Below are 23,994 nucleotides of genomic sequence, written 5' to 3'. Positions count from 1 at the left end.
CGTCCTTACGTATCGACCGCCGTATCCGCCCAGTTGGAAACGGCCCAGCGGGGATTGCTGGCGACATGTTTGACCGTATCGCGCGCCACGGTGATGAAGCCCCATTCGGCAACGTTGATCAGCGGCAGATCGGCGGCGACCTGCTTCTGGAAATCCTTGTAAAGCGTTGTGCGCGCGGCGGTATCGACCGTTATCGCCGCCTTGTCGATCAATTCGTCCAGCGTCTTGTTCTCGTAACCGCCCTGGTTGGAGAAGCCGACGCCCGCCGCAATGCCGGAACGCACGAGAATGGTGGTGGAAATTGCCGGGTCGCCGCGGAAGACCGGAGGCGCGATGGCGAGATCGAAGGCGTGATCGGTGTAGACGGCCTTCTGGTGAGCGGCTGAATCATTATTGACCAACTCGGCATCGATGCCGATTTCCTGCAATGCCTGACGAAGATAGGAGCCGAACTGTCTGGTTTCGTTGAAATAGGGCGCCGGCAGAAGTTTCAGCGAGAAACGTGTTCCGTTCGGGCCGCGCGCATAACCCGCCTCGTCCAGCAGGGCATTGGCCTTGGCCACATCGAAATCATAGGTTTCGACATCGTCGGTGTAGAATTCAGGGGCGTTCTTCGGCACCGGTCCGGTGGACGCAGTGGCGTAACCGAGGAAGACCTTGTCGATGACGAATTTTTTGTCGATGGCGTGGGCGATGGCCTTTCTGACCTTGAGATCGGCCAGTTCCTTGCGGCGATGGTTGATTTCGACCACCAGCTGATAGGTCAGCGCCTCGTAACCGTCGGCAACGACCTTGATGCCCGCCACCTTTGAGATGCGGTCGAGATCGGCCAGAGGCACGGCGGAGAAGGCGGCGAGCTGGATTTCCTCTGCTTCGAGCGCGGAAGCTGCACCCGCCCGGTCCGGCAGGACGCGGTAGATGATCTCTTCGAGCTGCGGTTCGTCCTTGCCCCAGTAATTGGGATTGCGGGTCAGGCGATAATATTCGCCGGGCTTGTATTCGGCAAAGACGAAAGGCCCGGTGCCGACCGGCTTGGTATTGGCCGGGTTGGTGGCGATGTCGGTGCCTTCATAAAGATGTTTCGGCACGACGCTGGTAACGACCGGCAGCGCGTTGCGGATGAGCTGGAAGGGTGTCGGCTTGGAGAAGCGGAAGATCGCCGTGTGTTCATCCGGCGTGTCCACCTTCTCGAGATTGGCGAAGACCAGCCGCCCGAGATTCTGCAAGGGTTTCCAGATGGAGAGCGCAGAAAAGGCCACATCCGCCGAGGTGAACGGCTTGCCGTCATGCCAGGTCACGCCTTCGCGCAGCTTGAAAGTGGCGCTGAGCCCGTCATCCGATCCCTGCCATTCGGTCGCAAGCCGCGGCGTGAGCCCGTCCTTGCCATCGAAGGAGGCTTCGGCCAGCGGCTCGATAATCTTGCTGGCGATATAAAACACGCCGTTTGAGGCGACGATCGCCGGGTTGAGGTTCTTCGGCTCCGAATCGGCCGCGACGATCAGCCTTCCGCCGGGTGCCGCCTGCTGCGCGGCGGCGATGCCCGCCAAACCCGTGGTTGCGGCAAGAAGGAGTGACGTCTTGAGAAGCGAGCGGCGGGACAGGTGGACAGGCGACATGATTCACTCCGGAAATGAGGACTGGGCGGGCCTTTCCGCTTGGTCCGCGGCGGCCGATCTTAAGACTGCAACCTCGGCAGTGTCCACGTTAATTCGCGGGCTTTACAGCAATGATTTTACGTTGCGCGGGCCTTTGCGGAAACAATATGCTTTCCGGCGGCAATGCGCTTTTCTCCTGTTGCGGTCCTGCCGGCGGAGATGTTCCGGAAATTTGATTTAACGCAATGAAATTAGGTGGTTGGGACGCCGATGCTTCGACCGTGTGTGCCCTGTTGCGCCTGTGGGCAGAGCGAAAATCTGCCGCGGTGACCCCGTTTGGAAAGGGGTAATTAACCTTTATTTTCTATTTCAGGGAGACCGAAATATGTACGTTTATGATGAGTGTGCACGCTGCCATGAGTTTCTCCCGATCCAGATTCCAGAATTCGTCCAATAGCGTAGGGGAGGGGAGCGAGAAGGCTCGTCATGCCGGCGGCCAGTCGGTTGCCGGTCAGCAGACGGCGGGAATGAAGGCCGGCGCGGCATCCCGGCCGAACGCCGACGTCAGCGCAGCCGACGCCATCGAAGGCCGCGCCGAGATGCCCGGCTGGCAGAATGCTTTCGTGCTTGGCCCGAATGTGCGTTTCACCCGCACGCCGGAAAGCGCCTTTGCCCGGCGCATGCCGGTCGAGACGCCCAATATTCCGGAAGAGGAAATGCCGGCTGTAGTTCTGCCTGAAACGGTGGAGCAGGAAGCGGTGGCGCAGCAACAGGCTGCGCAGCAGGAGGTTGCTCCTGTCTCCCAACCCGTCGTGAAGCCGGCGGAGCAGCGCGTGCCGCCGCCGCGCATGCCATTTCTGCCGCAGCCGCCGGAGGCCCGGGGCGCCAGAGCGCTGACTTACAAATTGCGGCTGGAGCTTGCCCGCAAGCAGGCGGAAGAGGCGGCTGCCGCTGCGCAGATGCCGGTTCAGGAGGGTATCGCCGTAGCGGTGGAAGCGCCCGTGCCGCAGATATTCCCGTCGGTTCAGCCGCAATCCGTCGCGCCTGCTGTCGAGGCCGCTCAGGCCGTCATTCCTGCTTTCGCCGCCCATCTGCCGGATGAGCTTTTCTGGGAAGTGATGACGCTCGATCTGCCGGGCAGTGCCGGCGAGGGCGTTTCCGCGTCCACACGCGCCGTTCTTGCAAATTCGGTCGTCACGGCGCCAGCGATAGTCGCGCCGGTCGCTGTCGTATCGCCGGCAGCCGCTGCGATCGTGCTTTCGTCCGAACCTCCGGTCGTCACCGTGCCGGGCGGTTCCGCAATCCGGCTTTACCGCGAGATCGGCGTGCGTCAGTCCGTCGTTCCTCCCGCCCTTCCGGTCGTGGAACAGGAAGTCGCGCCGCCGCCTGTCGCGGAAGCGCCGATGGTTGTCGAAACGCCGAGACCTGTGGAGCAGGTTCAGCCGGTTGAGAGAATTGCGGCCGAGCCGCGCTTCACGCCACGTGCGCCCATCCAGGCTTCGCAGCCGATGTTCCGCGAAGCGCCTGTCTTCGCCGAGGGGGAATATGAATACCCCTCCATCGATCTTCTGCAGGAGGCCCGCGTCCAGCAGACCACGACCATGACGCCGGAAGCGCTGGAGCAGAGCGCCGGGCTTCTCGAAAGCGTGCTGGAAGATTTCGGCATCAAGGGCGAGATCATCGATGTCCGCCCCGGCCCGGTCGTGACGCTGTATGAGTTCGAACCCGCCCCCGGCGTCAAGTCCTCGCGCGTCATTGGTCTCTCGGACGATATCGCCCGCTCCATGTCGGCGCTCTCGGCACGCGTCGCCGTCGTGCCCGGCCGTAATGTCATCGGCATCGAACTGCCGAACCCGGTGCGCGAGACGGTTTATCTGCGCGAACTGATCGAAGCGACCGATTACGCCGAGACCCGCCAGAAGCTCGCACTTTGCTTGGGCAAGACCATCGGCGGCGAACCTGTCATCGCCGAACTGGCGAAGATGCCGCATCTGCTGGTCGCCGGCACCACCGGCTCCGGCAAGTCGGTTGCCATCAACACCATGATCCTGTCGCTGCTCTATCGTCTGAAGCCGGAAGAGTGCCGTCTCATCATGGTCGATCCCAAGATGCTCGAGCTTTCCGTTTATGACGGTATTCCGCATCTGTTGACGCCTGTCGTCACTGATCCGAAAAAAGCGGTCATGGCGTTGAAATGGGCCGTGCGCGAAATGGAAGACCGTTATCGCAAGATGTCGCGTCTCGGCGTGCGCAATATCGATGGCTACAATGCAAGGGCCGCTGCCGCCCGCGCCAAGGGCGAAACGGTGTTCTGCAACGTGCAGAGCGGCTTCGACCGCGCCACCGGCGAGGCGGTCTACGAGCAGGAGGAAATGGACCTCACGGCCATGCCTTATATCGTCGTCATCGTCGACGAAATGGCCGACCTGATGATGGTCGCCGGCAAGGAAATCGAAGGCGCGATCCAGCGCCTGGCGCAGATGGCGCGTGCTGCCGGCATCCATCTCATCATGGCAACCCAGCGCCCGTCGGTCGATGTCATCACCGGTACGATCAAGGCGAATTTCCCGACCCGTATCTCCTTCCAGGTGACCTCGAAGATCGACAGCCGCACCATCCTTGGCGAACAGGGCGCGGAACATCTGCTCGGTCAGGGCGATATGCTGCACATGATGGGCGGCGGCCGCATCGCCCGTGTCCACGGTCCCTTCGTTTCGGATGAGGAAGTGGAAAAGGTGGTCGCGCATCTGAAGACGCAGGGCCGTCCGGAATATCTCGGCACCGTTACCGAAGACGCCGACGAAAACGACGAAGAGGTTGAAGAGGAAGCCGCTGTTTTCGACAAGACCGCCATGGGCGAAGACGATAGCGACGATCTCTATGAAAAGGCCGTCAAGGTGGTGATGCGCGACAAGAAGTGCTCCACTTCCTATATCCAGCGCCGCCTGTCCGTCGGTTATAACCGTGCCGCTTCGCTGGTCGAGCGCATGGAACAGGAAGGCATTGTCGGGCCTGCCAACCATGTCGGCAAACGCGCGATCATCGCCGGCGAACGCTCTTCTTACGATGCCATGGGAGCGGAGGACTGATTGAGCCTTCGGCGCGTGCGATATTCGATTGCAAAAACGCGCCCCGTGAATAGCTTGTGCGGCATGGATTCTGGAATTGGGAGGATTCCCCTCATGGCGCACAGCAATGAAAAAGCCACCGTTCTGGCGAGTCTGGATGAGCTGGAGCGGTTTTGCCGCGCCGTTTTCCTGGCCGCCGGCACCGACGACGAAACGGCCGATGCGGCGACGCGCGCCATGATGCATGGCACAAGGCTTGGTGTGGACAGCCACGGTGTGCGCCTGCTCGCGCATTATATCACCGCGCTCGAAGGCGGGCGTCTCAATCGGCGGCCGCAGATCCGCCGCGTTTCTGGCTTCGGCGCGGTGGAGACGATCGACGCCGACCACGCCCATGGCGCCCGCGCCACCTATGCGGCGATGGACAGCGCCATGGCGCTCGCGGAAAAATTCGGCATTGGCGCGGTGGCGATCCGCAACTCATCGCATTTCGGCCCGGCCGGCGCTTATGCGCTGGAAGCGGCGCGGCAGGGCTATATCGGCCTCACCTTCTGTAACTCCGACAGTTTCGTGCGCCTGCATGATGGCGCCATGCGTTTCCACGGCACCAATCCCATCGCCATCGGTGTGCCGGCGGCGGATGACATGCCCTGGCTGCTGGATATGGCCACCAGCGCGGTGCCCTATAACCGTGTCCTGCTTTACCGGAGCCTTGGCCAGCAATTGCCGCAAGGTGTCGCCTCGGATGGTGATGGTGTCGATACGCGCGATCCCCATGCCGTTGAAATGCTTGCCCCGGTCGGCGGCGAGTTCGGTTTCAAGGGTGCGGCGCTTGCGGGAATGGTCGAGATTTTCAGCGCCGTTCTCACGGGCATGAAACTCAGCTTCGATATCGCCCCCATGGGCGGGCCGGATTTTTCCACGCCGCGCGGGCTTGGGGCCTTCGTTCTGGCGCTGAAGCCGGAAGCCTTCCTGGAGCGCGAGGTGTTCGACGAGGGCATGAAACGTTATCTCGAGGTCCTGCGCGGGTCCCCCGTGCGGGAAGACTGCAAGGTCATGGCGCCGGGTGACCGGGAGTGGGCGGTGGCGGCAAGGCGGGAGAGGGAAGGGGCTCCTGTCGATCCCGTCACGCGGGCGGCCTTCTCGGAGCTTGCTGCAAAATTCTCGGTCATCCCGCCGGCCTATCATTAAAGCAGCCCGCGGGATGACGGCGGCGTTCCGCCGTCATCCCATGATCAGGCGGGTCGCAGCAGCATGTTCGGGCGCGGATAGGGCGCTGCCGCCGCGCCCAGCCTTTCGGCCCCGATGGGGCGGCCGATATAATAACCCTGCGCGTAGTCGATCTCCATCTGACGCACGAGCCTCAACTGTTCCTCGGTTTCGACGCCTTCGATCAGGATCTTGTGGCCGCGATTGCGGATGAGGCGGATCATGTCCTGCAGCATCGCCCGGCCACGCGGGGTCTTGCTGTCGTGCAGGAAGGAGCGGTCGATCTTGACGGTATCGAAATCCGTCATGCGCAGCCAGGAAAGGCCGGCAAAACCCGTTCCGAAATCATCCAGCCAGATATTGATGCCGAGCGTTTTCAGGTCGTTCAGACAACGCAGCACGTCCGAATGCATTTCCATGTCGACGCCTTCGGTGATTTCGAAGGCAAGCCTGTTGCCGGCAATTCCCGCTTCCACGAGAATGGCGGCCACCGAAGTGGCGAACCCCGGATTTTTCAACTGCATCGGCGATACGTTGACACTGACGACCGCCACCTTGTCATCGGCCAGTATCTGCTTGCAGACGGTCTTGATGGTCCACAGGCCCAGTTCCATGATCGTGCCGGTGCGTTCGGCAATCGGAATGAAAATACCGGGTGCGACTGGATTGCCGTCCAGCAGGCGAAGCCGCATCAGCGCTTCGACCCCTGCGGTCTCGTTGGTCGAAACGTTGAGAATAGGTTGATAGACGAGGGAAACGAGATCTTCCGCGACGGCGATTTTCAGCAGGGCGGCAATATTCTCCGTCTCGTCGCTGGTCTGCGGATCGTCCGGATCGAACAGCTTCATGCAGTTGCGGCCATTGCCCTTTGCTATATAGAGCGCGCGGTCGGCCTCGTTGATGATCTTTTCCAGCTTGCCGTCCGCATTGGGACGGGTGAAGGACGCACCGATGCTGACGGTGACGATGAAGGTGCCATCCCGGCGCTGGTCATGCGCCAGCGACAGGTTTTCAACGGTGTGGCGGATCGTCTCGGCAAGCTCACCCACCTGCTGCTTGGACTTGAACGGCGCCAGCACGATGAACTCCTCGCCGCCATAGCGGCCGATGGAGGCGCCGTGTTCGGTGATCGCATCCTGCAGGGCGGTGCCCACCGTCACCAGGCATTTGTCGCCTTCCTGGTGGCCGTAACGGTCGTTGTATTTCTTGAAGAAGTCGACGTCGATCAGGAGAACGGCAAAGCCTTCCTCCTTCCTGATCCAATTGTCCCACAGCAGGCGCAGATGGTGGTCGATGGCGCGGCGGTTCTGCAGGCCCGTCAGGGAGTCGGTATTGGACAGCCGCAGCAGCGCCTGGCCACGTTCGTCCGCCGCCTTCTGCTGGGCCTTCGCTTCCAGCCCGTTGACGAAGACGTGGTAACGCTCCCGGTTCAGGTTCCAGTTCACGTAAGAGGTGAAAACGAAGCAGGATATGTAGAAGGTGCCGAAGGCGAACTTGTAGAAGCTGTCTTCGGGAAACTGCGTTGCCGCCAGAAAATAGGTAACGAGAATGATGCCTGAAGACACCAGCGACAGATGGAAGCGGAAGGTGAAAAACAGATTGGCGCCCATCATGAAGATCGCGCCGAAAACCATGTAATAGGACATGTTTTCGATATTGTCGGTCAGCAGCGAAGGCAACAGCCAGCCGATATATCCCATGACGAGAGCGGTCGCACAGGTAAGGTCGAGCGCTGCGGTGCTGGCGCCCCTGTGCAGCTGGATTTCCAGCGTCAGCAGGGATGACAGGACGACCGCGAAGCGTGCGACAATGGTGTAAAAAGCGACGTCGGGTATCAGAATGATGTCGGTTGCGGCAAACAGCATATAGATGAAGACAGCGGTCCACAGGCCCCGACGGATCGAACCGCGGCGGCTGCGCTCACCTTCCTGCTGGTAAAGGGCAAGAAGTTCATCAGAAAACCGGGAGTCCGGCCGCCGATAGTCTTGCTGTCCACTCACCTCTCCCAATGTGTGCTTCATGCACTTTCCCATAGTGTTGCGTATACTTTATTAAGTAACTGCTTATTCCACTTTTCCGTGTGCTGTCGCACCCAGTGCGGGTTCCCGTCGATCTCTGCCGATGTGTGCGGAGAACATGGAAAGGAAGAACGCATCATACGTTCGCAACATTAAGTTTCACTAAACCGCGTATCTGCTTTGTCCCGTCCTCACGAGTGTGACCAAAAAAATACGCTAATCTACTAATGTATCCCTACACCGCTCAAAAATCGAAAGCGAGTGGCCTTCCGCCTCCCAGAAACGTATAGTTAACAATGTGTTAATACTGGAGGCTGAAGTGGTGCGGGTAAAGAAGAAAAATCTTGACGGGGCAAGTCTGATTACCCCGGATACTGTCGCAAAAGAGATTTTTGCACGCAGAACGGAAACATTCGATGAGCAGTTCGCAGTTGCGAAAGCAGAGGTGGCGCTCATTCTCGAATTGGCACAACAGCAATTCGACAATCGTGTTTCAGCACGTGAGATAATACATCGGACGGCGGGTGCACTTCACGGTCTGCGAGAAAAGCTCCACTCAAGCGTGTGGGCTGAACTGATTCCGCTTGTACAGAATCACCCCGTTTCCGCCCATTTTCTGGAGGACCCGTTCACGCGCTGGTCTTTCGAAAAGCCGCGGGGTTATTCGGGCGATGCGCAGCTGCTCGATTTCATTTATGGCCACGACAGTGTTGCCGAACTGGTGAACAAGGCCACGCCGCTCGGTGCGGCCCTTTACGATTACACCAAGGATGCCAGCTCCTCGGTTGCCGTGCGTGAGCGGCGCGACTTGCTGACGCGGTTCGTCGATGAGGCTGCGGCCCGGCATGGCAATGAGGCGGAAATCCTCACCATCGCTTCCGGCCATCTGCGCGAGGCGGATGCCTCCGTGGCGCTGAAAGAGGGCAAAATCAAGCGCTGGGTGGCGCTCGATCAGGACCCCTTGAGCGTCGGTTCCGTCGCCCGCGATTTCAACGGCAGCTGCATCGAGGCGATCGACGGTTCCGTGCGCGATATCGTCCTGCGCACGCAGGAACTCGGCACTTTCGACCTGATCTACGCGGCCGGTCTCTACGATTATCTGAACGACCGCGTGGCGATCAAACTCACGCGGCGCTGCATGGAAATGCTGAAGCCCGGCGGCATGTTCCTCTTCGCCAATTTCTCGGAGGACATCGTCGTCGACGGTTACATGGAAACCTTCATGAACTGGGCGCTGCTGTTGCGTTCGAAAGCGGATATGTGGCGGATCGTCAATGCCAGCGCCGATCCTGCAGGCATCGAGGCGGATGTGTTCTTCGGGGAGAACCACAATATCGTCTACGCCACGATGCGTAAGAAGGTGTGACGTTCTTCGGGCCAGTCTCTGCTTGCCAATAACCATTTGATTAAACCTCGGCGCGGGCCTAAGAATCCGCGCCGAATGCGTTGCAGAATGGAATGGCTGAAATGAAGAGATATTATTCGGATATGGGTGGTCTGCCGGGACAGACGGAACTTCTGTCGAGCAAGGCGGTGTTCAAGACCGCCTATGCGGTCATCCCCAAAACCGTCATGTCCGATATCGTGACAAGCGTGCTGCCGCACTGGACCGGCACCCGGGCCTGGATCATCGCCCGGCCGATGACGGGTTTTTCTGAAACCTTTGCGCAATATATTGTCGAGGTTCAGCCCGGCGGCGGCAGCGACCGGCCGGAACCGGACGCGCGGGCCGAAGCGGCGATCTTCGTCGTTGACGGCGAAATGACCGTGGAATTCGAGGGCGTGCAGCATGCGTTGCGGGAGGGATCCTTCGCCTTCCTGCCGGCCGGTTCCCGCTGGCAGCTTCGCAATTCGGGCAAGGCGCCCGTCAAGTTCCACTGGGTCCGCAAAGCGTTCCAGGCGGTTGACGGGCTGGAGCCGCCGCCGGCGATCTTTTCGCATGAGGATGAGCACGCTTTGTCGGCGATGCCGGATACGGACGGCAAATGGGCGACGACCCGCTTCATCGATCCGGAAGACGTGCGTTACGACATGCATCTCAACATCGTCACCTTCGAGCCGGGCGCGACCATTCCCTTCATGGAAACCCATGTGATGGAACACGGCCTTTATGTGCTGGAAGGCAAGGCCGTCTACCGGCTGAACGAGGACTGGGTGGAAGTGCAGGCGGGCGACTTCATGTGGCTGCGCGCCTATTGCCCGCAGGCCTGCTATGCGGGTGGACCGGGCCGCTTCCGTTACCTGCTCTATAAGGATGTGAACCGGCACGTGAAGCTCTGGTAACAGGCGTCATATCCGCAAAACCCATGAATTATCGCGCAATCCGGCGGTTTGCGCGATAAATGCTTGCGTTAAATCGAATATCACTAATAAATCCGGTCATGCGGACGGCTATCGCTGTGCCGCACCGTTTCGGCATTCGCCTGCTATCCTTGAGAAGACCTCCCGTATGAATGAGATAATCGATACCAATGTCTTCAATCTTGCCCCCGTGGCGATGTGGATCGAGGATTTCAGCGAGGTGAAAAGCCAGTTCGATATCTGGCGATCGCAGGGCGTCGAGGATATCCGGGCGTTTCTTCTGGAAGATTTATCGAGGGTGGCGGCCTGCTCGCAGAAAATCCGCGTGATCAAGGTCAACGCCAGGACGCTGGAACTGTTCGAGGCCCGCGATCAGGCCCATCTCGTCGACAATCTGCATCGGATTTTTCGCGACGACATGCTGGAAAGCCATGTGAACGAGCTTTCCGAACTCTGGGCGGGCAAGACGGAATTCACCAGCAACGCGGTCAATTATTCAATCGGCGACAAGCGGCTGGATATCCAGCTGCGCGGCGCGGTCATACCCGGCCATGAAGAAACCCTCGGACGGCTGCTTTTGACCACCGAGGATGTGACGGAGCGGGAGGAGGCGCGTCGCAAGGAGCTTCTCAACCGCCGTTACGCCGAAGGCATGTTCAAACATTCGCCCGTATCCCTGTGGGTGGAGGATTTCAGCCGGGTTCGGCGGCTGATCGAGGAGGTCAGGGACCGCGGCATCGTCGATTTCCGCGTGTTCATGGATGTGCACCCCGAATTCGTGCGGCAATGCATGAGCGAAATCCGCGTCATCGACGTCAACCGCGCGACGCTCGACCTGTTCTGCGCGCCGGACCGGCAGGTTCTGTTGCAGCGGCTTGGCGATATTTTCCGCGGCGAGATGGAAAAACCGTTCCGGGAACAGCTGATGGAGCTTTGGAACGGCAATCTCACCCACCATCGCGAGGTGGTGAATTACGCGCTTGACGGGTCGGAGCGGCATGTGCTCCTGCATTTTTCGGTTTTCCCCGGCCATGAGCGCGACTGGTCGCTGGTGCAGGTGGCGCTGACGGACATTACCGCGCGCAAGAAGGCGGAAGCCTATCTCGAATATCTCGGCAAGCACGATGTGCTGACCAAGCTCCACAACCGCGCCTTCTATTCGGATGAGCTGAACCGGCTGGAGCGCAGTGCGCTCAGGCCGGTTTCCGCCATTGTCATCGATCTCAACGGTCTGAAGGGCGCCAATGACAGGCTGGGGCACGATGCCGGCGACGCTTTGTTGCGGCGTGTGGGCGAGGTGTTGAACGGCGTGGTGACCGCGCCGAACCATGCCGCGCGCATCGGCGGCGACGAATTCGCCATCCTTCTTCCCGGCGCCGACAAACAGATTGCCGCCGCCATGGTCGAGACCGTTTATGAGCTGCTGAAGATCAACAACCAGTTCTATTCCAGCGCACCGCTCAGCCTGTCGCTGGGCGTGGCCACCAGCGAGGCCGGCGAGACGATGGAATCGCTGGTGCGTCGCGCCGATATGAATATGTACGAGCAGAAGAACGCCTATTATGCGGCCCTGCGTAACAGATCCGCAGACAATAACGACACGACGAAACCCGGCCCGCAGCCGGAAGCTTCCTCGCTGAAGCGTCTGTCCTAGGGTGAGCGAGGGCGTCGTGAGACATTCCCTCAGCCCCGACGTCAGCCTCGGCCCCGTTCCGAGGATCTAATCACGTCGAATAAAATCAATCGGTTGCAGATTCTCGGAACAGGCCCGAGGCTGACGTCGAGAGAATGCTCGCCTTCGGAATTAAAACCGCAAGCGGTGGCTTGGACCTGACGGAAGCAGCAGAAAGCTTCATTCGTCCGTCGGTCGCCTCCAGCTCGTCGCGATATGTCCTGCCTTGAACGCCAGTTAATCCTCCCTTCGCAATCACAGCGGCCGGTGGAAGCTGTCTCACACGCCTTCACAAGCGCGTGAGACGGCTTTTGCACTGCAACAAATCCGTTGCCGAAATTTTACATACGTCTTAGTATGTATGTAAATGTGACTTTTTTTATGGATTCGGAGCGCAGTATGGCGAAGAGACTGGGGCAGATCGCGGCGGTGTTGTTGACGGGCATCGTTTTGGTCGGATGTAGCGATGAGCAGGCGTCCGCGCCCGGCGCGCCGCCGCCCGGTGCGGTGAAGATCGTGACGGTGAGCCAGGAAGAGCTGCCCATCACCAACGAATTGCCGGGGCGCATCGCGCCGACGCGGCTTGCCGAAGTGCGCCCGCGTGTCTCCGGCATCATCGTGGAGCGGGTGTTCGAGCAGGGCTCGCTGGTGAAGGAGGGCGACGTTCTCTACCGGATCGATCCCGCGCCGTTCCAGGTGCGCGTCGACAGCGCCGAAGGCACGTTGCGCCGGGCGCAGGCCGCGCAGCTTCAGGCGCGGCAGACGGCCGACCGGCAGCAGCAGCTGCGCCGTTCCAACGTCGGTTCGCAGCAGGAATTCGACAATGCCATCGCCCAGCTGGCGCAGGCCGATGCCGAGGTGGCCGTGGCCGAAGCAGGCGTCGCGGAAGCGAAGCTCAATCTGCAATATGCCGATGTCAAAGCCCCGATCAGCGGCCGCATCGGTCGCGCGCGTATTACGGAAGGCGCACTCGTCAGCGCAACCGGCTCGGAAAATCTCGCGACGATCCAGCAGCTCGATCCGATCTATGCCGACTTCACCCAGCCGGCGGCCGATCTTATCCGCCTGCGCAAGGCGCTGCAGGACGGCCAGCTGATGACCGGCCCGAACGAGGCCGAAGTCAATCTGCTGTTCGATGATGGCAGCCGTTACCCGCTGCCCGGCCGCCTGCTGTTTTCCGAAGCGGCGGTGGATGAAACCACCGGTCAGGTGACGCTGCGCGGTGAGTTCCCGAACCCGAACGGCGATCTGCTGCCGGGCATGTATGTCCGCGTGCAGATCCAGCAGGGTATCCAGAAAGCGGCCTTCGCCGTGCCGCAGCAGGCAGTGCAGCGCGATGCCGGCGGGCAGGCGAGCGTGCTTGTCGTTAATGCCGAAGACACGGTCGAGCAGCGGCGCGTCAGCGTCGGCCGCTCCATCGGCGACCGCTGGGTGATTTCGGAAGGCCTGAAGGATGGCGACCGCGTTGTGGCCGAAGGTTTCCAGAAGACCGCCCCGGGCGCCAAGGTAAAGCCTGAACCATGGTCTGCGGAGCCCGACGCCACTGCCTCTGCCGGCAGCGAGAACGCGGCTTCGGCCGAGACCTCGTCTGAGACCCCGGCCGCCAAGCAATAAGGACCGATTTCATGGCACGTTTTTTCATCGATCGGCCCATTTTTGCCTGGGTCGTCGCCATCTTCATCATGCTGGCGGGCCTGCTCGCCATTCCGATGCTGCCGATTGCGCAATATCCGAATGTGGCGCCGCCGCAGATTTCGATTGCGACCACCTATCCCGGTGCCGCGCCCGAGGACATTTACCAGAGCGTCACGCGTCCCATCGAGGAAGAGCTGAACGGGGTTCCGGGTCTTCTCTATTTCGAATCGACTTCCGAATCCTCCGGCAGCATTTCCATCAACGTCACCTTCGCGCCGGGCACCAATATCGGCGAGGCGCAGGTCGAGGTGCAGAACCGCATCGCCCGCGTTCAGCCGCGTCTGCCGCAGGCGGTCACGCAGCAGGGCCTGCGCGTCGAGCAGGCGGGCACCTCGTTCCTGATGATGGTGGCGCTCACCTCCGTTGATGGCAATACCGACGCCATCGGCCTCGGCGATTATCTCAGCCGCAACGTGGTCGGCGAATTGCGCCGCGTGCCGGGCGTCGGCAGCGCGCAGCTGTTCGCCACCCAGCGCTCCATGCGCATCTGGATGGACCCGGACAAGATGCTGGGCCTCAGCCTCACCTCGTCCGACGTCATCGGCGCCATTCAGGCGCAGAACTCGCAGGTTGCGGCTGGTCGCATTGGCGCATCGCCCAACCCCATCGGCCAGCAGATTTCGGCCACCGTCAACGTCCAGGGCCAGCTGACGACGCCGGAAGAGTTCGGCTCCATCGTGCTGCGCGCCAATCCGGACGGTTCGTCGGTCCGGCTGCGGGATGTGGCGCGGGTGGAAGTGGGCGGCGAAAGCTACGCCTTTTCCAGCCGCCTGAACGGCAAACCCAGTGCGGCCATCGGCGTGCAGCTGTCGCCCACCGGCAATGCGCTGCAGACTTCCGATGGCGTGCGCGCCACCATGGAGGAACTGTCGCGGTATTTCCCGCCGGGTCTGGAATATGAAATTCCCTATGACACCAGCCCCTTCGTGAAGATCTCGATCCAGAAGGTGATCAACACGCTGGTGGAGGCGATCATCCTCGTCTTCGTGGTGATGTTCGTCTTCCTGCAGAACATCCGCTACACGATCATCCCGACACTGGTGGTGCCCGTGGCGCTGCTTGGCACCTGCGCCATCATGTATGTCTCGGGTTTCTCCATCAACGTTCTCACCATGTTCGCCATGGTTCTCGCCATCGGCATTCTCGTCGATGACGCGATCGTCGTGGTGGAAAATGTCGAACGCATCATGGCGGAAGAGCATCTGTCGCCGAAGGAGGCGACCCGCAAGGCGATGGGCCAGATTTCCGGCGCCATCATCGGCATCACGCTGGTTCTGACAGCGGTGTTCGTGCCCATGGCCTTCTTCCCCGGCGCCGTCGGCATCATCTACCAGCAGTTCAGCCTGACCATGGTGGTTTCCATCCTGTTTTCGGGCTTCCTTGCGCTGTCGCTCACGCCGGCGCTCTGCGCATCGTTCCTGAAACCGATCAAGGCCGGGCACCATGAAAAGAAGGGCTTCTTCGGCTGGTTCAACCGTGGCTTCGACAAGGCCTCGCACAAATACTCCTCGTCGGTCGGCAGCATCATCAAGCGTTCCGGCCGCTTCATGGTCATCTATGCGGCGCTGCTCGTCGGTCTCGGCTGGGCCTATATGCAATTGCCCAGCTCCTTCCTGCCCAATGAGGACCAGGGTTACCTGATCGTCGACATTCAGGCGCCGGCGGAAGCCAGCAGCGAGCGCACCCTGCAATCCATCCAGGAAATCGAAAAGATCTTCCTGGCGGAGCCGGCGGTCGATCGCGTGATTGCGGTTTCGGGCTTCTCCTTCTCCGGTTCCGGCCAGAATGCCGGTCTCGCCTTCGCGACGCTGAAGGACTGGAGCGAGCGTGGGCCGGAGGATTCCGCATCCGCCATCGCTCAACGCATCAACGGCAAGCTCTGGGGCCTGCCGGGTTCGATGTCCTTCACGCTGTCGCCGCCGCCCATCCAGGGTCTCGGCAATTCCAGCGGCTTCACCTTCCGCCTGCAGGATCGTGGGGGTGCCGGACAGACGGCGCTGAGCGCCGCCGGTGCACAGCTGATGGCGGCAGCGCAGAAAAGCCCCATTCTGGCCGGCCTGCGCGTGGAAGGCATGCCGGACTCTCCGCAGGTCAACCTCATCATCGACCGTGAGAAGGCCAACACCTTCGGCGTGACCTTCAGCGACATCAACGCCACCATCTCGGCCAATATGGGTTCCTCCTACGTCAACGACTTCCCCAATGCCGGCCGCATGCAGCGCGTGACGGTGCAGGCGGAGCAGGGCCAGCGCATGAAGACCGAGGATCTTTTGAACCTCAATGTCCGCAATGCCAATGGCGGCATGGTGCCGGTAAGCTCCTTCGCCACCGTGGAATGGGTGCGCGGCCCGTCGCAGGTGGTGGGTTACAACGGCTATCCGGCGATCCGTATCGGTGGCCAGTCGGCGCCCGGCTACTCCTCGGGTGATGCGATTGCCGAAATGGAGCGTCTGGCGGGCGAATTGCCAAGCGGCTTCGGTTTCGAATGGACCGGCCAGTCGCTGCAGGAAATCCAGTCGGGTTCGCAGGCGCCGGCGCTTATCGGCCTCAGCGTGCTGTTCGTCTTCCTGCTTCTGGCGGCGCTTTATGAAAGCTGGTCCATTCCGCTCTCCGTCATGCTGGTGGTGCCGCTCGGCGTCATCGGTTCGGTGGCGGCGGTGATGCTGCGCGGCATGCCGAACGACGTCTACTTCCTGGTCGGCCTTGTCGCCATCATCGGGCTTTCGGCCAAGAATGCGATCCTGATCATCGAGTTTGCCAAGGATCTGCGGGCGGAGGGCAAATCCACCTATGATGCGACGGTGGAGGCGGCCCACCTGCGCTTCCGGCCGATCCTGATGACCTCGCTTGCCTTCTCGCTCGGCGTGTTGCCGATGGCAATTGCATCGGGTGCCAGTGCGGCCAGCCAGAACGCCATCGGCACCGGCGTTCTGGGCGGCATGATCTCGGCGACGATCCTTGCGATCTTCTTCGTTCCCGTCTTCTTCGTATTTGTCATGAAGTTTTTCGGGGATCGGAAGAAGGACGACAAGATTGCTGCTGACGCCGTGTCGCCGGCGGAATAAAACGGATGTGAAGGCCGGGCCATATTCATGTGAATGACAGCCTGGCACGACAAGAAAAGGCACGGTGCGAAAGCGCCGTGTCACGACTGGAAGGAGACATCAGCATGCGCCGTACCAAGGCCGAGGCAGAAGAGACGCGTCAGGCGATCCTTGCCGCTGCCGAGCGTGTGTTCTTCAAGAAGGGCGTGGCCAACAGCTCTCTGGATGAGGTGGCGGCTGCGGCCGGCGTTACGCGCGGAGCGATCTACTGGCATTTTTCCAGCAAGAGCGACCTTTTCATCGGCCTTTACGAATCGGTCGCGTTGCCTGAGTCGGATTTGCTGGACTTTGCCGATCCGGACCTTAAGGGTGCGGCGCTGCTGGAAAAGATCGAGGAGGCGACGTGCAAGTGGCTTGCGCTTCTGGCGCAAGACGAACAGCGCCAGCGCATCATGACGATTAGCCTGCGCACCAATTATTCCGACGAATTCGCCCCCGTCCTGCATGCGCAGGAAGAGCTGGACCGTTACCACAAGGAGCGGCTGGAGGCGGCTTTCGAGCGAGCGCAGGCCGAGGGCATCTTCAACGACAACTGGACGGCGGAATCGGCGCTCGGTGCGCTCTACTGGCTGATCAAAGGTATCGTCTACGATTGGCTGCTGTTCGGGAAACGTTTCGATCTGGTCAAGGAAGGCGCCGAGGCCATGCATCGTCTCATGAAGGGGTTCCAGCGTCCCCCGGCGTCATGACCGAAGGCGGCCTGCATCGTCCGTGCAATACGGGTCAAATTTAAGAGTATTCCAGAAGACCAGCGAAATTTGCTTTACGTACCTCAAAACGGAGGTTAGCTTCTTCCTCGAGCTTTGGGAGGAGTTCGCAGATGGTCGTTTCAGATAAAATCAAGGGGCAAGCGCCGCCCGTTCACGCCGGATACCGGTGACGGCACATGGCTTTTGCTGACGAATCTCCAGACCACGCCCTTATCCGGACGGTTGGGCTGTCCAAGTCTTTCGGGCCGGTACAGGTTCTCAAGGATATAGAGATCGCGGTGCGCGCCGGTGAGGTCCATGCGATCATAGGCGAGAACGGCGCCGGCAAGTCGACGCTGATGAAGCTGCTCGCCGGCAATGAAAAGCCGTCGGGCGGCGAAATCCGCATCGATGGCGAAGCCGTTACGCTGAGCGGTCCGGTGGATGCCGAACATCGCGGCATCGTTCTCGTGCATCAGGAAATATTGCTGGCCCCGGATTTGACGGTGGCGCAGAACATCTATCTCGGCCGCGAAGTGCGCCGGGGCGCCATGGTGGACGACCGCGCCATGCGCGCCGGCGCCCGCAAGGCAATCGCCGATCTCGGCGGTACGATCGATCCGGACGCCATTGTCGGCAGCCTGTCGATTGCCCAGCGGCAACTGGTGCAGATCGCCCGTGTGCTGCTGGTGCCGCATCGTGTGGTGATTTTCGACGAGCCGACGGCGAGCCTGACCCCCATCGAAACGGATGCGCTGCTGAATGTCATCAGGGACATCCGGGCGAAGGGCGTGGCCGTGCTTTATATTTCGCACCGTCTGCCGGAGGTGAAGGAAATCGCCGACCGGGTGACGGTTCTGCGAGACGGCAGGCTGGTCGCCTCCCATCCGGCATCGGCGCTGGAGCCTGCAGATATGGCGCGGCTGATGGTGGGGCGCGATGTCGCCAAGCTTTATCCGGACCGCGCCGCCGGCGGCGAGCGCGAGCCGGTTCTGCAGGTGGAGCATTTTACCGTTCCGGGTTACGCGGAGGATGCCGGTTTCAGCCTGCGCAGGGGCGAAATCCTCGGTTTTGCCGGTCTGGTCGGCGCGGGCAGAACGGAACTCATGGAAGGAATGCTCGGTCTGCGCGCCGGGCGGGGAACCGTGCGGCATCATGGCAGGCCGGTGCATTTCGCAAAGGCGGAAGACAGTCTGAAGGCCGGCATCGTTTATCTGAGCGAGGACCGCAAGGGCAAGGGCCTGCTGCTTACCAAGGATTTGCGTGTCAATCTCACGCTTGCTTCGCTGAAGAAATTCAGCCGGCTGTTCCAGATCGATACCCGCCGGGAAACGGCGGCGCTCGATGATGCGGTCCGGGATTTCGACATCCGCACCGGCCGCAAGGATTTGCTGGCGGGCCAGCTTTCCGGCGGCAACCAGCAGAAGCTGCTGCTGGCGAAGATGATGCTGCTCGATCCGTCCATCGTCATCATCGACGAACCGACGCGCGGCATCGATATCGGCACGAAGGAACAGATTTACCGCTTCATCGCCAGGCTCGCGGATGAGGGGCGCTCGATCATCGTCGTTTCTTCGGAAATGCCGGAGCTGATCGGCATCTGCGACCGCATTCTGGTGATGCGGTCGGGCCGGATCGTCGGTGAGGTGACCGGCGAGCGCATGACCGAAAACGACATTGTGGCGCTGGCGACGGGTGTTCATACGCAGGAACCCGCCTGAGCGCCCATGTGCCGGGAAACATGGCCTGACAAAAGAGACTGAGGGGAAACATGACTGAGGCCGCATTTGACAACGGCAAAACGCCGAAGACCTCGAAGGACTGGGACCTGCGCGCCGTCGCGCCTTTCGTGGCGCTGGCCCTGCTGCTGGTTCTCGGCACCATCGCCAATCCCAATTTCATCGGCATCGACAATCTCCTGAACGTCGTCACCCGCAGCGCCTTCATCGCCATCATCGCTCTTGGCGCAACTTACGTCATCACCTCGGGCGGGCTCGATCTTTCGGTTGGCGCGATGGTGGCTTTCGTCGCCAGCCTGATGATCCTGTTCATGAATAGCGGCGTCATCGCCAGTCCGCTTTTAATGCTGCTCACCGCCATGGCGTTGGCGCTCGCCATTGGGGCTGCCTGCGGGCTGACGAACGGCCTCATCACCACCATCGGCCGTATCGAACCCTTCATCGCCACGCTCGGCACCATGGGCATTTATCGCGGCTTGACCACATGGCTGTCGCAGGGCGGGGCGATCACGCTGCGCAACCCGGAAATCCAGACGCTTTATCGTCCGGTCTATTTCGGCAATGTCCTTGGCGTGCCGGTGCCGGTCATCGTCATCTTCGTCACCGCTGCGATAGCCGCCTTCGTGCTTTACCGCACCCGTTACGGCCGGCATCTGACCGCGGTAGGGTCGAGCGAGGATGTGGCGCGTTATTCCGGCATTTCGGTCGCGCGGGTGCGCACCATCGCTTATGTGGTGCAGGGGCTGTGTGTCGCCGTTGCGGTGCTGCTTTACGTGCCGCGTCTTGCCTCCACCTCCGCCACGACAGGCATGTTGTGGGAGTTGCAGGCCATCACCGCCGTCGTTGTCGGCGGCACGGCTCTGAGAGGCGGGGTAGGGCGCATCTGGGGCACGATCTGCGGCGCCTTCATTCTGGAGATTGTCGGCAACATCATGATCCTGTCGAACTTCGTCAGCGAATATCTGATCGGCGCCATTCAGGGGGCCATCATCATCATCGCCATGCTGGTGCAGCGTTCGCTCAGCCGCAGGTGAGGTATCACGCCGCGCCATGTGGGGCAGGCGCGGTCGAAGGAGGAACGCCCCGGTCTTGGGAGGAAAGAGACTATGCGTAGTAAATTCATCGGCGTGGCCTTTGCCGCGCTGGCCACGGTGCTTGCCGCTTCAGCGCATGCGCAGGACAAGAAAGTCACCATCGGCGTATCCATTCCAGCCGCCGATCACGGCTGGACGGCGGGCGTTGTCTATCATGCCGAGCGCGTGGCGAAGCTGCTCATGCAGGAGCATCCGGGGCTTAATGTGATCGTCAAGACATCGCCGGACGCCGCCAATCAGGCTAACGCCCTGCAGGATCTTGCCGTGCAGGGGCTCGATGCGCTGGTCGTGCTGCCGTCCGATCCCGATCCGCTGGTCAACGCCATCAAGGAGATCAAGGACAAGGGCACCTTCGTCGCGCTGGTCGACCGCGCGCCGAGCGTCAATGACAATTCGATCCGCGATCTCTATGTTGCCGGCAACAACCCCGCACTTGGCCAGGTGGCCGGCGAATACATCAAGAAGACGACGCCTGACGCCGAAGTCGTGGTCATTCGCGGTCTGCCGATCCCCATCGACCAGCAGCGTCAAGATGGTTTCGACCAGGGTATCGCTGGTTCCAGCGTCAAGGTTCTCGACCGCCAGTACGGCAACTGGAACCGCGACGACGCCTTCCGCGTGATGCAGGACTATCTGACCAAGTACAAGAAGATCGACGTGGTCTGGTGTCAGGATGACGACATGGCGATTGGCGTGCTGGAAGCCATCCAGCAGGCGAAACGCACCGATATCCAGTATATCGTCGCGGGCGCCGGCTCCAAAGACATGATCAAGAAGGTCATGGACGGGGACAAGCTGGTGCCGGTCGACGTGCTCTACCCGCCGGCGATGGTGGCGACAGCCATGCAGCTGACGGCCGGGCATTTCTACGATCAGGTGCCGGTCGCGGGTGAATATATCCTCGATGCGACGCTCATCACCAAGGACAATGCCGAGCAGTTCTACTTCCCGGATTCGCCGTTCTGACGCGCTGGCTTCTGCCAAGCGACGCCCGCTAAAACGCGGGCGTCGATGCTGCTAAAAGTTTTGCCGAGGTTTGGATTTGACGAGACGGCTGCATCCCCACTCCGTCACCCCGGACTTGATCCGGGGTCCAGGGCGATCAAGTCCTTGATCGCGGGAGAGTCCTTTCACGGCGCAGACGCGCCGTGGCTGGATGCCGGATCAAGTCCGGCATGACGGAAGGACGCTCGGCGAATGCCGCCCGGCCCTTCATCCATTCTTCCTGAACCACGCCGAGAGATAATCCACGAAGCTGCGCACCTTGGCCGGCAGGTAACGGCGATGCGGATAGACCGCATAGATACCCCTGTCCTTGGAGATATAATCGTCGAACAGCGTCACCAGCTCGCCGGACTGGATATAGGGCCGGGCGATGAAATCCGGCACCATGGCGATGCCGAGGCCGGCGCGGGCGGCGCGCAGCGTCGCCTGTGGGCTGTTGACCTCGATAGGCCCGCTGATGGTGACCGAATTGGAGCCGCCATCCGGCTCGAGATAGCGCACCGTATTGTGAAAACGCGTATTGGTGTCGATGATGAAGGGGACGCGGGAGAAATCCTGCGGTCCGTCGAGCGGCCCGTGCTGCGCCACGAAATCCGCCGTCGCCACCGCATAGACCCGGAAATCGGAAAGCTTGCGGGCGATGAGACCGGAATCTTCCAGCCGGGTTATCCGAACCGCGAGATCGAAACCCTCCTCGATCAGGTCGACGAACCGGTCTTCCGCGACGATTTCCAGCGACAGTTCCGGATTTTCCTTGGCGAAGTCGATCAGGCTCTGGCCGACATCGGCATCGATGAAGGTGCGGGGAACGGAAATCCTGAGCTTGCCCTTCAGATCGGCATTCTTTTCGCGCACCAGATCGGCAAGGTTATCAATCTCCTTCAAAATATCCGAAGCGGTGCGGTAATAGGTGTGCCCGGCCTCCGTCAGCGAGAACTGCCGGGTGGTGCGATTGAGGAGCAGCGCGCCGAGATCGTCCTCCAGTTCCCGCACATATTTGGACAGAAGCGCCTTGGAACGCCCCGTCTTGCGCGCCGCGGCGGAAAAACCCTCCGCTTCGACGACATCGATAAAGGCGCGGATGCGGGTCAGCGTGTCCATGAAAATCCTCCGGTTCGTTCCACATAATTGAACGCTGGAAGGCTACTGTTCAACCTTAAAATTGATGCCGAAAAAATCCGCGATATGATGAAAAATTCCTCTTGATTATGACGGCGAATATTCTTATTTCCCGTGCTGCCCAAAGTCGCACGTGCCCATGTGTGTCCGCCGATTCCTCGATGTGGTGAGGATTTAGGTAAGGTACCTGGAACTAACCCCTCCAGTCGCTATTCCGGCCAACCGGAAAATGCGAGGACATACGAAGCAACGACGGTGCGGGCCTTTCTGGTTCTCTGCCGGCTTTCCATCAGCCGGGGTACTAAAGAGGCACACCATCATTGCCTGAAGTGCGGTCGGGTCATTCCCTCCAATCCATGGCAGACAAAGCCGAATGATGCTCTGGCAGGGCGTCGTTCACATTCGCGCCTTGAGCGTATGCTATCGATTCTGCGCCTCCACCGGCTGATTCGAATGCATATCTCGAGCGTCCTTTGTCCTTCGGATTTTTCCGGAGCCGGTTTAACAGGGAATACATCGATGACGACTGCACGCATTCTCGACTTCATCAAGACCCGACGTCCCGAAGGCCCTTGCCTCGTGGTTGATCTCGACGTCGTGCGCGACAATTTCAACGCTTTCCGGCACTCCCTGCCGAACAGCGCGATCTATTATGCCGTCAAGGCAAATCCGGCTCCCGAAATCCTGAAGCTGCTCGCTTCGCTCGGCTCCAACTTCGATTGCGCCTCCGTGGCTGAAATCCAGATGGCGCTCGATGCCGGCGCGACGGCCGACCGTATCTCCTTCGGCAACACCATCAAGAAGGAACGCGATGTTGCACGCGCCCATGCGCTCGGCATCGATCTCTTCGCCGTGGACAGCCATGAGGAAGTCGAGAAGGTCGCCCGTGCCGCTCCCGGCGCGCGCGTCTTCTGCCGTGTGCTGACGGATGGCGAAGGTGCCGAATGGCCGCTGTCGCGCAAGTTCGGCTGCGTTCCGCAGATGGCTGTCGACGTTCTCGTCTACGCGCATCAGCTCGGTCTCGAATCCTACGGCGTATCCTTCCATGTCGGTTCGCAGATGATGAATCTCGACGCATGGGATGCGGCGCTGGCCGATGCCAAGCGCGTCTTCGCTTCGCTTGCCAAGCAGGGCATCCACCTGCAGATGGTCAATATGGGCGGTGGTTTCCCGACCAAGTACCTGCGCGACGTTCCGGCTGCCGAAGAATACGGTCAGGCGATCGACACGGCGCTGCGCAAGCACTTCGGCAACCAGATCCCGAAGACGATCATCGAGCCGGGCCGCGGCATGGTCGGCAATGCCGGCGTCATCAAGGCGGAAGTCGTTCTCGTGTCGCGCAAGTCCGACAATGACAACCACCGCTGGGTGTTCCTCGACATCGGCAAGTTCGGCGGTCTCGCCGAGACGATGGATGAGGCGATCCGTTACCCGATCCGCACCGAGCGCGATCAGGACGAGATGGAGCCCTGCGTTCTGGCCGGCCCGACCTGCGACAGCGCCGATGTGCTGTATGAAAAGAACATGTATCCGCTGCCGGTCTCGCTGACCATCGGCGATGAAGTTCTGATCGAAGGCACGGGCGCTTACACGACCACCTATTCGGCGGTCGCGTTCAACGGTTTCGAGCCGCTGAAGGCCTACGTCATCTGATCCGAGCGCCGTCCGCTGAAAAGGGCGGCGTCT

General features: G+C 60.8%; 15 protein-coding genes. 12 read left to right on the top strand and 3 right to left on the bottom strand.

The genetic code is table 11. The features are described from left to right. Positions 1-5: 5 nt before the first annotated feature. Positions 6-1,616: an ABC transporter substrate-binding protein gene (locus tag ACIK7D_RS18390; RefSeq protein ID WP_400157000.1), complete on the bottom strand. Its 1,611-nt coding sequence runs from the start codon at positions 1,614-1,616 to the stop codon at positions 6-8. A gap of 374 nt (positions 1,617-1,990) precedes the next feature. Between ACIK7D_RS18390 and ACIK7D_RS18385 the strand changes: the two genes are divergently transcribed. Both ACIK7D_RS18385 and ACIK7D_RS18380 read left to right on the top strand, forming a co-directional pair. Then, positions 1,991-4,684 (top strand): DNA translocase FtsK, encoded by a 2,694-nt coding sequence (locus tag ACIK7D_RS18385; protein ID WP_400156999.1) that lies wholly within the window; start codon positions 1,991-1,993, stop codon positions 4,682-4,684. A 93-nt stretch (positions 4,685-4,777) separates the two neighbouring features. Further along, on the top strand, positions 4,778-5,854 hold the full coding sequence (locus ACIK7D_RS18380; protein ID WP_162936928.1) for an Ldh family oxidoreductase: 1,077 nt from the start codon (positions 4,778-4,780) through the stop codon (positions 5,852-5,854). 44 nt (positions 5,855-5,898) lie between these two features. On the opposite strand, the gene ACIK7D_RS18375 is transcribed toward ACIK7D_RS18380, so the two are convergent. Then, positions 5,899-7,893, bottom strand: a complete 1,995-nt coding sequence (locus ACIK7D_RS18375; protein ID WP_400156998.1) for a putative bifunctional diguanylate cyclase/phosphodiesterase — start codon at positions 7,891-7,893, stop codon at positions 5,899-5,901. Positions 7,894-8,209: 316 nt separating this feature from the next. Here ACIK7D_RS18375 and ACIK7D_RS18370 point away from each other — a divergent pair, with 316 nt between their 5' ends. From ACIK7D_RS18370 to ACIK7D_RS18330, 9 genes are all read left to right on the top strand, one after another. Continuing rightward, on the top strand, positions 8,210-9,256 hold the full coding sequence (locus ACIK7D_RS18370; RefSeq protein WP_269312710.1) for a class I SAM-dependent methyltransferase: 1,047 nt from the start codon (positions 8,210-8,212) through the stop codon (positions 9,254-9,256). Between the two features lie 92 nt (positions 9,257-9,348). Continuing rightward, positions 9,349-10,173, top strand: coding sequence for a bifunctional allantoicase/(S)-ureidoglycine aminohydrolase (locus tag ACIK7D_RS18365; protein ID WP_262532643.1), 825 nt, complete (start codon positions 9,349-9,351; stop codon positions 10,171-10,173). A 166-nt stretch (positions 10,174-10,339) separates the two neighbouring features. Continuing rightward, positions 10,340-11,845: a diguanylate cyclase domain-containing protein gene (locus ACIK7D_RS18360; protein WP_400156997.1), complete on the top strand. Its 1,506-nt coding sequence runs from the start codon at positions 10,340-10,342 to the stop codon at positions 11,843-11,845. Between the two features lie 417 nt (positions 11,846-12,262). Continuing rightward, the gene (locus ACIK7D_RS18355) at positions 12,263-13,477 is read left to right on the top strand and encodes an efflux RND transporter periplasmic adaptor subunit (protein WP_400156996.1); all 1,215 of its coding nucleotides are present in this window, start codon (positions 12,263-12,265) and stop codon (positions 13,475-13,477) included. Positions 13,478-13,488: 11 nt separating this feature from the next. Continuing rightward, positions 13,489-16,623, top strand: coding sequence for a multidrug efflux RND transporter permease subunit (locus tag ACIK7D_RS18350; protein WP_400156995.1), 3,135 nt, complete (start codon positions 13,489-13,491; stop codon positions 16,621-16,623). Between the two features lie 104 nt (positions 16,624-16,727). After that, a complete protein-coding gene (locus tag ACIK7D_RS18345) occupies positions 16,728-17,351 on the top strand; it encodes a TetR family transcriptional regulator (protein WP_269312705.1) in 624 nt (207 codons plus the stop codon). Positions 17,352-17,548: 197 nt separating this feature from the next. Then, complete coding sequence (locus ACIK7D_RS18340; RefSeq protein ID WP_137454192.1) at positions 17,549-19,072, top strand: sugar ABC transporter ATP-binding protein; 1,524 nt, start codon at positions 17,549-17,551, stop codon at positions 19,070-19,072. A 50-nt stretch (positions 19,073-19,122) separates the two neighbouring features. After that, positions 19,123-20,124, top strand: coding sequence for an ABC transporter permease (locus tag ACIK7D_RS18335; RefSeq protein ID WP_080820711.1), 1,002 nt, complete (start codon positions 19,123-19,125; stop codon positions 20,122-20,124). A gap of 72 nt (positions 20,125-20,196) precedes the next feature. Continuing rightward, a complete protein-coding gene (locus tag ACIK7D_RS18330) occupies positions 20,197-21,150 on the top strand; it encodes a substrate-binding domain-containing protein (RefSeq protein WP_137454191.1) in 954 nt (317 codons plus the stop codon). A gap of 246 nt (positions 21,151-21,396) precedes the next feature. Here the strand turns inward: ACIK7D_RS18330 and ACIK7D_RS18325 are convergent, their stop codons facing one another. Next, a complete protein-coding gene (locus tag ACIK7D_RS18325; RefSeq protein WP_065117027.1) occupies positions 21,397-22,290 on the bottom strand; it encodes a LysR family transcriptional regulator in 894 nt (297 codons plus the stop codon). 537 nt (positions 22,291-22,827) lie between these two features. Here ACIK7D_RS18325 and odc2 point away from each other — a divergent pair. Next, positions 22,828-23,961, top strand: coding sequence for an ornithine/lysine decarboxylase (gene odc2 / locus ACIK7D_RS18320; RefSeq protein ID WP_003523360.1), 1,134 nt, complete (start codon positions 22,828-22,830; stop codon positions 23,959-23,961). Positions 23,962-23,994: the final 33 nt, after the last annotated feature.

The organism is Agrobacterium sp. P15N1-A (assembly GCF_044626815.1).
Taxonomy (GTDB): Bacteria; Pseudomonadota; Alphaproteobacteria; order Rhizobiales; family Rhizobiaceae; genus Agrobacterium; species Agrobacterium leguminum.
Note: the sequence above shows the minus strand (reverse complement) of the source record. Positions and strands in the feature narration are given on the sequence as shown.